15 protein-coding genes are annotated in these 12380 nt (G+C 43.6%); 12 read left to right on the forward strand and 3 right to left on the reverse strand.

Annotated features, from left to right (window positions below; genetic code table 11):
- Positions 1–24: 24 nt before the first annotated feature.
- From NYE58_RS12900 to NYE58_RS12935, 8 genes are all read left to right on the forward strand, one after another.
- Positions 25–1062 carry an ABC transporter substrate-binding protein gene (locus NYE58_RS12900; protein WP_081386282.1) on the forward strand — a complete coding sequence of 346 codons (1038 nt, stop codon included), beginning with the start codon at positions 25–27 and terminating at the stop codon, positions 1060–1062.
- Positions 1063–1078: 16 nt separating this feature from the next.
- Entirely contained in the window at positions 1079–2068 is a 990-nt protein-coding gene (locus NYE58_RS12905; RefSeq protein WP_051491618.1) for a FecCD family ABC transporter permease, read from the forward strand.
- A 1-nt stretch (position 2069) separates the two neighbouring features.
- Positions 2070–2849 carry an ABC transporter ATP-binding protein gene (locus NYE58_RS12910; RefSeq protein WP_076277467.1) on the forward strand — a complete coding sequence of 260 codons (780 nt, stop codon included), beginning with the start codon at positions 2070–2072 and terminating at the stop codon, positions 2847–2849.
- A gap of 44 nt (positions 2850–2893) precedes the next feature.
- The gene (locus NYE58_RS12915; protein ID WP_076277466.1) at positions 2894–3421 is read left to right on the forward strand and encodes a HugZ family pyridoxamine 5'-phosphate oxidase; all 528 of its coding nucleotides are present in this window, start codon (positions 2894–2896) and stop codon (positions 3419–3421) included.
- 3 nt (positions 3422–3424) lie between these two features.
- Complete coding sequence (locus tag NYE58_RS12920; protein WP_341002010.1) at positions 3425–3850, forward strand: DinB family protein; 426 nt, start codon at positions 3425–3427, stop codon at positions 3848–3850.
- 184 nt (positions 3851–4034) lie between these two features.
- Positions 4035–4442, forward strand: a complete 408-nt coding sequence (locus NYE58_RS12925) for a MerR family transcriptional regulator (RefSeq protein ID WP_076186455.1) — start codon at positions 4035–4037, stop codon at positions 4440–4442.
- Between the two features lie 68 nt (positions 4443–4510).
- Positions 4511–5431, forward strand: a complete 921-nt coding sequence (locus NYE58_RS12930; RefSeq protein ID WP_341002011.1) for an alpha/beta hydrolase — start codon at positions 4511–4513, stop codon at positions 5429–5431.
- Between the two features lie 455 nt (positions 5432–5886).
- Entirely contained in the window at positions 5887–6477 is a 591-nt protein-coding gene (locus tag NYE58_RS12935; protein WP_341002012.1) for a TetR family transcriptional regulator, read from the forward strand.
- Between the two features lie 24 nt (positions 6478–6501).
- Here NYE58_RS12935 and NYE58_RS12940 read toward each other — a convergent pair whose 3' ends face one another.
- Positions 6502–6930, reverse strand: a complete 429-nt coding sequence (locus tag NYE58_RS12940) for a hypothetical protein (RefSeq protein ID WP_341002013.1) — start codon at positions 6928–6930, stop codon at positions 6502–6504.
- Positions 6931–7249: 319 nt separating this feature from the next.
- Here NYE58_RS12940 and NYE58_RS12945 point away from each other — a divergent pair, with 319 nt between their 5' ends.
- The 3 genes from NYE58_RS12945 to NYE58_RS12955 all read left to right on the forward strand — a co-directional run bounded on the left by NYE58_RS12945 (position 7250) and on the right by NYE58_RS12955 (position 10127).
- Positions 7250–7993, forward strand: a complete 744-nt coding sequence (locus NYE58_RS12945; protein ID WP_076277462.1) for an SDR family oxidoreductase — start codon at positions 7250–7252, stop codon at positions 7991–7993.
- An 82-nt stretch (positions 7994–8075) separates the two neighbouring features.
- The gene (locus tag NYE58_RS12950) at positions 8076–9161 is read left to right on the forward strand and encodes a glycerol dehydrogenase (protein ID WP_076277461.1); all 1086 of its coding nucleotides are present in this window, start codon (positions 8076–8078) and stop codon (positions 9159–9161) included.
- 105 nt (positions 9162–9266) lie between these two features.
- A complete protein-coding gene (locus NYE58_RS12955) occupies positions 9267–10127 on the forward strand; it encodes a divergent polysaccharide deacetylase family protein (protein WP_081387580.1) in 861 nt (286 codons plus the stop codon).
- Here NYE58_RS12955 and NYE58_RS12960 read toward each other — a convergent pair.
- Entirely contained in the window at positions 10114–10866 is a 753-nt protein-coding gene (locus tag NYE58_RS12960) for an N-acetylmuramoyl-L-alanine amidase (protein ID WP_254847629.1), read from the reverse strand. The genes NYE58_RS12955 and NYE58_RS12960 overlap by 14 nt on opposite strands.
- A 183-nt stretch (positions 10867–11049) precedes the next feature.
- Between NYE58_RS12960 and NYE58_RS12965 the strand changes: the two genes are divergently transcribed.
- On the forward strand, positions 11050–11238 hold the full coding sequence (locus NYE58_RS12965) for a YqzE family protein (RefSeq protein ID WP_036689445.1): 189 nt from the start codon (positions 11050–11052) through the stop codon (positions 11236–11238).
- Positions 11239–11313: 75 nt separating this feature from the next.
- Here the strand turns inward: NYE58_RS12965 and NYE58_RS12970 are convergent, their stop codons facing one another.
- The gene (locus NYE58_RS12970) at positions 11314–12336 is read right to left on the reverse strand and encodes a hypothetical protein (protein ID WP_076220063.1); all 1023 of its coding nucleotides are present in this window, start codon (positions 12334–12336) and stop codon (positions 11314–11316) included.
- Between the last annotated feature and the right edge of the window lie 44 nt (positions 12337–12380).

A 12380-nucleotide genomic window follows, 5' to 3' on the forward strand; every position in this document is an offset into this window, starting at 1 on the left:
TATACATATTTGGAGGGATAGATTTTGAAAAAAATATTAGTGCTACTGGTTATTGCAGCGCTTACGGCAATGACTGCATGTTCGTCTACAAATACAGCGGACAATCCAAAAAATGAAGCGGTAACGAATACAACTGCTAATGAATCGAAAGAAGCAAATGCAGCAAAAACAACAGAAGTAGCAAATACAGCGGAAGCTGCCGGCAAGGTGTACAGTCTGGAGAATGATGGTGTGGATGAAGCGTTGTTCAACGAAGCGTTAAGCCAATTCCCAGCCAAAGTACCGGAGCGTATTGTAACAACTTCTGTACCGTTAACAGAAATGCTTTATTTGCTCGGCATAACACCGGTAGGTGTACCAACTTCAACGAATCCAATCCCTGCTGATTTCGAAACAATTGATCGTATTGGATCACCCATGGCGCCGGATCTGGAGGTAGTAACCAAACTCGAACCGGACTTGCTGCTGGGAGCGGAATCTCTTCGCAGCACATTGGACAAATCGCTAGAAGGAATCGACCTACAAAAAGCATATTTGAGAACAGAATCATTCGAGGATCTAAAGCTTAGTCTCAAAGTATTAGGCACTTATTTTAATAAAAAAGATGAAATGAATGCTGCTTTAACTAAGATTTTGAACAAAGAAAATGAGCTGAGTCAATTAGCCGAAGGCAAAGAACTGCCAAGCGTGCTGCTAGTAATCGGAACCGCAGATTCTTTTATGGTTATGAGTGAGAAATCTTATTTAGGTAGCTTGGTTAAAAAGCTTGGTGCTGATAACATCGCAACTTCTGTATTGCAAGTTACTGACACTTACTCACCTATCAATATGGAGAACATTGTAGCCGCTGATCCAGACATCATTCTCGTACTCGCTTCAGGCGATCACGGAGCGACTGAGGATAAGTTCAAAAAAGAAATAGAGAAAAATGAAACTTGGACAAAGCTTTCGGCTTATGCAAATAACAAAATCAACATTCTAGATTACAGCGTATTCGGTGTCACTTCTATTATTAACGCGGAGACAGCCTTAACCGAAATTGCAAAATACTTCTATGAATAATTAAAGGAGACAGCAAGTGATAAATACATCTCGTAGCAGAATTATTGTTATTGTAACGTTAGCACTTGCGCTCGTTGCCGCTATAATTGCGATTGGACTAGGCTCAGTATACATTCCTATACCAGACATCCTAAGCACGATCTTTGGTTCAGCGGCAAAAGCGGTGAATGCGACCATTATATGGGATATTCGTTTGCCGCGTGTATTACTGGCGATGATCATTGGGGCAAATATCGCGGTTTCGGGTGCTCTTCTGCAAGCCGTGATGGGCAACCCACTTGCTGATCCAGGATTGACCGGTGTAACGAGTGGAGCGGCTGCATGTGTGCTTGTCATTATGCTTGCAGCTCCACAATATACGGAGTTCATTCCAATTGCGGCTTTTGTGGGTGGACTAATTGCTGCAGGGATTGTATATGCATTAGCGTGGAGAAGAACCGGTATTTCGCCCATCACTATTATTTTATCAGGAGTTGCTGTGAATGCTCTTTGCGGGGGATTAATAGGACTCCTGACCATCATGTACAGCGACAGACTTCCGGCAGCGGTCCAATGGTTAAACGGCAGTCTGGCTGCTAAAGGGAACAATGCCTTGATGATGGTTTTCCCGTATGCCATAGCAGGCTGGATATTATCCTTTTTCGCGATCCGCAAGGCGAATATTATACGTTTAGGGGATCAGGTAGCTTCGAATTTAGGTGAAAATGTGGACCGAATTCGTATTCTACTTTCCTTGCTGGCAGTATTTCTAGCGGCTATCTCTGTAGCGGCTATTGGGATGATTGGCTTTGTAGGGCTTGTTGTGCCACATATGGCTCGATTGTTGGTGGGTTCAGACTATAAATTTCTTTTGCCGATGAGTATGGGACTTGGTGCATTGGTATTGTTGATAGCAGATACAGGTGGACGTACCCTATTTGCACCTTTAGATATTCCTGCGGGTATCCTTATGGCGGTGATCGGTGGACCTTATTTTCTATACCTGATGAGAAAGAAGGCGTTCTAACATGTTTACTGTCGATTCTATTTCGATTCGGTATGAGCAGAAAAACATTATTAACAACTTCTCTTTTTCCGTAAAAAAGGGTGAAATCGTCTCGATTATAGGACCAAACGGCTCAGGTAAATCTACATTGCTTAAGGCGGTATCACGGCTAATTCCATATCATACGGGTGCAGTCACACTCGAGGGTACGGATCTAAAGTCTATGACTGCCAAACAAGTCGCTCGAAAAATGTGTATGCTGAGCCAGAAGAACCAAGCACCTAATGATATGACTGTGATCGATCTCGTCTCCTATGGTAGGTATCCACATAAAAAATGGTTCGAAAAATTAAATCATGAGGATATGGACATTGTCGACTGGGCACTGGAGAAGACACATTTAAAGGATTATAAGGATCGAGCCGTTTCCTCGTTATCCGGTGGTGAATCACAGCGTGCTTGGATTGCTATGGCCTTGGCGCAGCGTCCTTTGGTTATGTTGCTTGACGAACCGACCACTTACTTGGATATTTCGCATCAGCATGAAGTTCTTGAGTTAGTACGTGAGCTAAATCAAGACATGGGAATGACTGTCGTGATGGTGTTGCATGACCTCAATCAAGCCTCTACCTATAGTGATAGTATTGTTGTGGTGCAGGCGGGTGAAAAAGCGATGTATGGGACACCAAATGAAGTTATGACCACCGGAATGATCCGGGATATATACCGAATGGATGCCGAAGTTCAATATGTTCCTACAGAGACGAAACCTCGTATTCATTTGCTAAGTACCGTTCGCTAGATTCGTGGCTAGATTACATAACCTATTAATGGAGGGATTTTATAATGAAGAAGCCTGTAGATGTTGAAAAAAATAAAGAAAACTATTTGCAATTTATTGCGAATCGTAAAAATCTGATTTTGAGCTTGATTGATGACGAAGGAAAACCTTTTATCAGCTATGCTCCTTTTGTTAAGCATGAAGGCAAGCTGTATATCTACATTAGTAAGATCGCCGAGCATTACAGATATATGGAAAATAACGATTTTGTAGATGCGCTTCTAATTGCAGATGAGTCTGCGACGAATAATAAATTTGCAACGGAACGTGTGCGGTGGAATTGCACATCAAGCAATATCGGGAATGACGGGCATGAGGAGATCTTTGAATTGTTTAATGCTGATCATGGGGCGGCAATGGTGAATTTGCTGCGTGGATTGGATTTTTCATTGTTTGAATTGACCCCTCTCCAAGGGCGGTATGTTGTTGGTTTTGGCTTGGCCTTTGACATCGACGTTGATGCGAACCTGTTCAACCATGTGGTGATCGACAAGAAAAAAGACGAAGAAGCCACTGTACAAGGGAGCCAATAATCTATGACTTTCACTTCAGTGTTGCCAATCTGGCAAGCGGTGCAAACGCGATTTCATAAAATCGTGAAGGCTTTGCCGGAAGAAGATCTTAACCTTAAGCTAGGGAACTCTACGATTGGGGGATTAATTCAGCATAATGCAGAAGTTGAGTTTATGTTCGCAGAGTCGTTTTTTGGAAGACCTAATCCTCAAAGCGACAAGGCGGCATATTCTACATTGAATGAACTCGTTGATCTGCTGACTGTTTCCAATGAGAATCTAACTGCTGCGATGCAGGAGCTTCCGGAAGAAGCATGGCATGTGAGTGTGGAGTCGGCTTTTGGCACATCTACACCGCTTGAAGCGATAGGCAGACTTATGTATCATACAGGCATTCATGCCGGACAGATTTCGCTTATTAAGAAAAATGCAGTTCGAAGTGAAGTATAGTGAATTGGGAAATGATTGATGAGAAAACGGCAGAAATGTCGTTTTTTTTGTGCGTAAATAAGGAGTTTTTAAAAAGGAGTTTGGGTAGTTGTTGACGTTCTTTTGATGTCCCTTTGATGTCCTTTTGATGTCCTCTGCAGCCTCTGTTTGGTATAATATAGGGAATTCTAAGGGGGCACTGATTATGACAGAGTACTTGCGAGGCCAAATTGCCAAAATGGCGAATGTGAATATGGAGACGTTAAGGTATTATGAAGAGCTCGGATTAATTAGCACTCCCTTACGTTCGGAAGCTGGTTATCGTCTTTATTCGGATGAGGTGCTTAGCCGACTTGTTTTTATACATAATGCTAAATTGTGTGGTTTCACTTTAAAGGAAATTAAGAAGGCACTCACTAAATCTGAAAGCAGCGGCATTAGTATAGCTGATTTTGTAACTGTTGTGGATAAGAAAATGGATCGAGTTCGTGGCGAAATTGCAAAACAGGAAATAAAACTAACAGCCCTCGCAGATTTGAGGAAAAATTTGTTAGCCACAGATAAACATCCAGGTGTACAGTCCACGCTCGAAATCCTAAAAATGGATTCTTAACTTGACCTTGTAGTCTCCTACAGACTTTACAATCTGAGTTGAAAAGAATTGTAGGAGGGATTTACGAGATGGAAAAGACAAGTACAGAGCAGCTTGCAGCGATCAAAGATTATTTGCGACAAAGCAACCGATTGGATAGCAAGTCTATCGGTCAAATACGGCAGGAGATGGCCGCGACGGCTGCGAACATGCCCAGTCCTACGGATGTTATCGTCGAGCGGGTCATGATTGGGCCCTTAAGCGGAGAGTGGATTATTCCTGTGAATTCTGCTCCACTCGCTGATGAAGTGATCCTTTATTTCCACGGTGGGGGTTTTATTTCGGGGACTTGTGAATTTTATCGGGATCTGGTTACACGAATTGCAAAATCTAGTGGCACGAAGATCCTGATCATTGAATATCGCTTGGCACCAGAGTTTACTTATCCGGCTGCTAATGAAGATTGTATAGACGCTTATCTGTGGCTGCTCGCGAATGGATATAATGTCGTGCTTGGAGGGGATTCTGTTGGAGCCAGCCTTGCGCTGATGACGTTGATTACTATACGGGATGCGGGTGGGGAATTGCCGGCGGGTGCTTTTTTAATCTCGCCGCATACAGATCTCGTCCATTTGGATGGTGAATCGTATCTGAGCCGAGCGGAGTTTGATCCAACAGGCAGCATAGACGGAAATAAACGAATAATTGATGTTTATTTAGGTGCTCGGACAGAACTGGCTCCTATATTATCTCCCTTAAGGTTGGATTTGCAGGGATTACCTGATTTACTTGTTCAAGTAGGCGACCACGAGGTATTGTTAAGTGATGCAACGAGGTTGGCTGAACGAGCACAAGCTGCGGATGTTCATGTAGAACTGGAAATATGGGAGAACATGTGGAGTGTCTTTCACTTTTTAGCTTATATGCTGCCAGAGGCGCAGCAAGCGATTGCGAATGTCGGTAAGTTTGTTAGGACGAGGTTAGATCGGATTGAGCAAAAAAGCAGCTGATATTACCCGCCTTCTTGAGAGATCAAGGAGGTTTTTTGGTGAAATCGTTAGGTTGGCAGAAGGCGGATTGCTAGATGTTGGGCTTCTTCATCGTAACGGACCGTATTGCAGCTATTTGCTCAATTTAGCGTGTTTGGCTATCTTTTCGGACTGCATAGCTCTTATTGGCACATAAGAACGCTGAAAAGGTGGGGAATTGGGTGAATAGCTGCATTGGAGTCCGATAGCATGGCGAATTACGGTGATTTCTGAAAATAAGGGCTCCTCAGTCCGAATTCATGTAGTACGGGGGCTACGGAGAATAAGATACTAAACTGGGACCTAAGTTTAATAATTGGGTGCGAGTATATACTGATAATGATTTAACGAATGACAAAGTAGTAATATTGTCAGTTCGTTTTTGAACATAATATGCTATGATAATTACCACCAGAGATAGAGCGAGGGGAATACATATGTCGAATGATCTTCCATTATCAAAAGAAAACATTTTGGACGCGGCTGAACAAGTGCTCCGGCGTTTTGGCCCGGACAAGACTTCTGTTGTAGATGTAGCGAAGGTGCTTAAAGTAAGTCATGGTACGTTGTATAGACATTTTTCCAGTAAATCTGCTTTGCGAGAAGCCGTAACCGAAAGATGGTTGCAGTATAATATTTCAGAGCCTTTAAAGAATATTTCAGAGCATTTTGATGGGAATGCCAAAGAGCAGCTCCGATTATGGATGGATACGCTGATTCGTAGTAAACGCACCTATGCTGTGGATGATGCCGAAATGTTTGCTATGTACGCAGCTGTAACTTTAGAAGCGGTGGATATGATTTCCCTACACGTAGATCAATTAATTGGGCAAATTGCAGGCATTATTGAGAAAGGCATACAATCCAAAGAGTATAGAGTGGTTGAACCAGTGGTAACGGCTAGAGCAATTTTTAATGCTACTTCGCGGTATCATCATCCAGCACATGCTATAGAGTGGCAGTCGGCTACGATTGATCAGGATTTCGCCTCCGTTTGGGATTTGATCCTTTCCGGAATTTGTTTGTAACATCTACTTAAAACCTTCTGATATTCAGGAGGTTTTTTTGTGTCTTAAAGAGGTATAAATCCCGTAGATTAGGCTGAATTGAGCGACTTGCAGCAGATAAACGGTATAAATCCCGTAGTTTAGTCTGAATTGTGCGAGTTGCAGCAAATGAACGGTATAAATCCCGTAGATCAGGCTGAGTGGAGCGACTTGCAGCAAATGAACGGTATAAATCCCGTAGATTTGATTGAATTGAGCGACTAGCAGCAGATGAACGGTATAAATCCAGTTGATTAGTCTGAATTGAGCAACTAGGGGCGAATGAACGGTATAAATCCCGTAGTTTAGTCTGAATTGTGCGAGTTGCAGCAAATGAACGGTATAAATCCCGTAGATCAGGCTGAGTGGAGCGACTTGCAGCAAATGAACGGTATAAATCCCGTAGTTTAGTCTGAATTGTGCGAGTTGCAGCAAATGAACGGTATAAATCCCGTAGATCAGGCTGAGTGGAGCGACTTGCGGCGAATGAACGGTATAAATCCCGTAGATATGATTGAATTGTGAGCGACTAGCGGCGAATGAACGGTATAAATCCCGTAGATTAGTCTGAATTGAGCAACTAGGGGCGAATGAACGGTATAAATCCCGTAATTAGGCTGAATCGAGTAACTGTTGTGAAATATGTGAAAAAATAAATTCAAATGACAAATATTAAAAAATGTCACTTGTAATTTGTAATTGATCGATTTATAATCAGACCAACAAGAAGGACAAAGTGATAGGAGGAGTAATTATGAATCAGAATTTAGCTGGAAAAGTAGCATTAGTAACAGGTGCATCGAGAGGCATGGGCCGGGAGATTGCGGAGAACTTGGCACAACAGGGTACGAAGGTGGTCGTTAACTATTCGAGTAACCCCGGCAAAGCCGAGGAAGTCGTAACCGGTATTAAACAAAAGGGTGGAGAGGCCGTCGCTATTCGGGCAGACATCAGCCAGGTGGCAGAACTTGAACAATTATTCCAAACCACACTAGAAGCCTATGGACAACTCGACATTCTCGTCAACAACGCCGGGATTATGATTACGAAGCCGATACTAAATATGACGGAAGAAGATTTCGACAAGCAGTTTGCGATAAATGTAAAAGGCACCTTTTTTGCTTGCCAGCAAGCAGCTAAATATATGAATGATAACGGACGGATTATCAATTTTTCAACTTCCGTTACGGGTCAAATGTTCCCGACCTACAGCGTCTATGCAGGAACTAAGGGAGCAGTGGAACAAATCACTCGTCAGCTGGCCAAAGAATTTGGACGAAAAGGAATCACTATCAATGCTGTTTCACCTGGACCTGTGAATACGGAGTTATTTACCGTAGGGAAATCAGCGGAAGAGATTGCGACCGTGGGGAATATGAATTCCTTTGGACGTTTAGGTGAGCCTGAGGATATCTCAAGCATTGTGTTGTTCTTAGCCAGTAAAGAATCACAGTGGGTTACAGGGCAAACGATCCGTGTGAATGGTGGATTCATTTAAGCTGGTGGTTAAAGGGATCTTTTTAATAGCTGAATGTGGTTAATCCTTCTAATATGAATGTAAATAAAAGGAGGAGTGAACCATGACGCAGATCATCTGCTCACCGACTAAATATATACAAGGACATGGTGAAATTCGTAAGCTGGGAGATTATTGTTTGCAGCTTGGAGCGACAAGAGCTTATGCCATTATTGATCCTTATATTTTCTCTGTGTACAAAAATGAGATCACATACAGTTTTGAAATGAACGAAATGCCACTAGTGATGTGTGAATTCAAGGGCGAGTGTAGCCGTAATCAGGTTAATGAGATAGTTGCAGCACTTGGCTTGAAGGATGCGGAAGTCATTATAGGAATTGGTGGTGGCAAGACTTTAGATACGGCAAAAGCAGTAAGCCACATGAGTAACCTCCCGGTAGTTATTGTACCCACAGTGGCTTCAACGGATGCACCTTGCAGTGCTTTATCAGTGTTGTATACGGATGAGGGAGACTTTGACTGTTATCTTCCACTAAAAAGAAATCCCGATCTGGTTATCGTAGACGTCGATATCATTGCTAAAGCTCCTGCAAGATTGCTTGTTGCCGGAATGGGTGATGCTTTGTCCACTTTTTACGAAGCAAGAGCTTGTCGAGAATCTGGGGCTATTACACACGCAGGTGGGACTAGCACAATTGCAGCCCTTTCATTAGCTCGTGCCTGTCTGGATACCCTTCTTGCAGAGGGTGAAACGGCATTAAAAGATATTAAGCAAGGCATCACCTCTCCTGCGGTGGAACATATCATTGAAGCCAATATTTACTTGAGTGGCATTGGGTTTGAAAGTGGAGGACTTGCTGCGGCGCATGCGATTCATAATGGATTGACGCTGCATGAGGAATGCAGGAATACTCTTCATGGTGAAAAGGTTGCTTTTGCTACGATCGTTCAGCTTGTACTGGAGAAAGCACCATATGAAGAGATTGATCAGGTGATTGGTTTCTGCAAAAAAATCGGTCTTCCCGTTACTCTCAACGATCTTGGAATTACTAGTAAGGATATTGATCCATTGGTGATGGTGGCGGAAGCTAGCTGTTCTGAGGATAGCCCCGTCTGGAATATGCCCTTTGAAGTTCAAGCTGTGGATGTGCTGGAAGCAATTCTTGCCGCAGACGCGCGGGGACAATAGAAAAAGCCCTATTGTAAATTATTGCGAACCCTCCCCGTACATATTTAACCTTCGTGAACCAAACAATGAGAACAATTGTTTAAGACGAAGGAGGCGTTCCTCTTGATGAAGGACAGTCGAAAGTTTAATCGTTATTTACTAATTTGGATTGCTGTTGCTGCTTTAATGGTTACTTTAATCGCTCCCATGGCACCGTCTGTTTCAGCTGCCGAGTCCAGAGACAACCCTACAAACACACCAAGTGAAGAGAAGACATCTCAACGTAATAAGGTCGTAATTATTATTGACGATTTCGGCAATGGCATGAAGGGGACGGATGAAATGTTTTCTTTGCCAATAAAGCTTACTGTGGCGGTTATGCCCTTTTTGCCTACATCTGTGAAGGATGCCACACGCGCGCATGAACGCGGAGATGATGTTCTGGTCCATTTGCCGATGGAGCCCCGCCAAGGGAATCCTAAATGGCTTGGACCCGGAGCTATACTGGCTAAGATGTCTGATGAGGAAGTGCGTCAAAAGGTGGAGGCAGCGCTCGATAATGTGCCCTATGCTATCGGTATAAACAACCACATGGGCTCTAAAATTACTGGGGACGAACGGATTATGGGTGTGATCTTATCCGTATGCAAAGAGCGGGGATTGTTTTTTGTGGACAGTAAAACCAACTACCGTTCTGTTGCTGGCAATATGGCTTATCGAATGGGGCTGCCGCGCGTAGAGAACCATATCTTTTTGGATGATACACACACAGCTAATCATGTGCTGAAACAAATGGGTCTAGTAAATAATCTGGCGAAGGATCAACGATTCTGCGTAACCATTGGTCATGTTGGTGTATATGGAAAAGAAACCGCCGCAGGCATCCGCAGCGGTGTGGAGCAAATAAAAGATGATGTTGAATTTATAGGCATTTCTGATCTCGTTAAAAACGAAATGAAATGGAACTCGAATCCTACACTTCCATAAGATAAGCTACTATGCCGCCAGCAATTGCTTCAGCAATTTCTTGTTGCCCTTTAGGGGTGCACAGCTTTTCGCGATCTGTCGGACTGCTTACAAAACCCGCCTCAACAATTACGGTTGTGGCGGTTATTTTGTTGAGTAAATAAAAAGGTTTACCTGGTCTTGTCTCAGCCTGGATATTATAGAGACTGTTTAATTGTTGCTGAATGGTCTGGGCAAGAATAAAGCTGCGGCCTTCTTGGCGATATAATACAAGTGGTCCATGCTTGGATGGTGAAGGTGCCCAGTTAACATGGATGCTGACCACTACAGTAGCTGGTAATGTCTCAGCCAGCTCTTTACGCTGAGCGAGGTCGCGCAGATGCCGGGATTTACTGCGCAGCCAGCGGTTCTCATCGCTTGGGGCGTAATCTCCATTACGATTTAAGGCAACGTCAAATCCATCGCTGCGCAGCAGCAGAAATAATCGGCGTGAGATATCTAATGTAATATCCTTCTCAAGAATGTTGCCGTAGGAAGTTCCTCCGTCGATCCCCCCATGTCCTGCATCAATTAAGATCATCCGGTGGCCGTGGCTTAAGAGATGCTGACGTTCATCATTCACTACGGGTTTGGATGGAGTTGCAGTAGCATATGCACTCCCCATAAACAGCATTAGAAGTCCAACTGTGGTTAAAGTAATACGCAAGCCGCATATTGCAGCTGCTGTCTTGGAATAAGCTTTATTTCTCCCAATGTTCAAATGAACTCCTCCTTGCATGTGAATAACCTCGTGCCCTAGATTCTTTGTTATATTGTGCTTTAATAGGTAAACCTATTCGAACAATTCGAGACAAGAGTTTAGATATATGCTCGGTGGTGCACACTAAGAGCATGGAACGACGCTGGCTATCTTAATTCACTTACAATGTAGGAGGTGTTACAAATGGCTTCCGGCGGCGATGAGCTTGTAAAGTATATCACTGAGAAGGTAGTTGTTTATATCGAGGATCCGCGTGCCATTCATGCTCGTAGAGCGGCTACAAAGCAGCCGTGGTCACAGAAATGGTTCGGTATGCTTCCGCTTGGTTGGTCGATCTGGCGAAGCAAATGGAGCCACAGTGACAAGGATTGAATTTCACAAATAACAAATAACAAATAACCTTCCAGTGCCTTGTTGAGGGTGGCAGCGGAAGGTTATTTGTTATGTTTAGTTATAGATATTTCTGTCGGGCAGCTTGTGCAGTGTTCCTATAGCCTGCAAGGCAGTGAGTGGCAAATACCGTCTTCCTTCTGGCCCTGATGCTGCGTAAACGGTAGGCATGTTGTTTATTGCTTTTGTTTTATTCGAAGCAGGCAACCAGTTTTGATAACCTGTAATCATAAAAGGTGCCCCTACGATATCATTTCGGCCAGCGGCTTGATAAGCAATACTTTCCTTGGGACGAATCAGTGTGGCGATATTGTCACCGCCTACAGCAAGCAGTTTTGGGGAGGTCAACCACATGATATCTTTATAAGGATCATCTGTTCCCCCGCTTTGATAGGCCGAAAGCGGAGACAAATCAGTAGTTAGGTTAGTGATTACATCCGTTTCTGTCTGCTGTCCTTTAAGCACTTCTTCCGCTTTACTTAGCGTCCACGGTAAAACTTGCGGCACGGAAGCATTGATAAATATTGTCTTATTGTCAATGACGATTTTCCATACGGGTAGAAGTGGTGCATATAAGGCTGTGAGTTTTATTTTTCCTGTATAAGATGAAGGTATAAGTCCTTCCTGCACCAAAAATTGGCGCAGTTCTAATAAACTATAGGGGAGTCCGTAAGTGCCAGCTCCATATTCGCTAAGCATATAACCACCTTGATCCGTAGCGGAAATGATCATGTAGCCGATCCGCTGTTCACCTTTCATAACGTTGACAAGCCAGCTATGAGTACCTGGACCCAGAGGATAATATTCTATTCCTGCGTCCTTCCAGGCTGTAAATGGAGCTTCTGCTGCGAGCTTGTTCAGTGTACTCTTGGCAAATTCTTGGACCGTACCGGGTGAAGGTAAGATATCCATCTGCAGTACAGGTATCAAATCCTGTGTGACTGAATCAACTACACTTACTCTGGAAGCGGCAAGCGCAGAAGAGGAACCGGAGCTCGTTGCGATGAGTCCGATGCATAGAAGCAGGAGGAAGCAGCTTTGACCTGCAAGAAGCAGCCTCCGCCGTACACTTATTTTCATGGCGTCGTTCACCTTTCTTTGTTATGAAATATCAGAAAGTAAAA

The sequence above is a fragment of the Paenibacillus sp. FSL L8-0708 genome (assembly GCF_038009325.1).
In the GTDB taxonomy this organism is placed as follows: Bacteria; Bacillota; Bacilli; order Paenibacillales; family Paenibacillaceae; genus Paenibacillus_AQ; species Paenibacillus_AQ odorifer.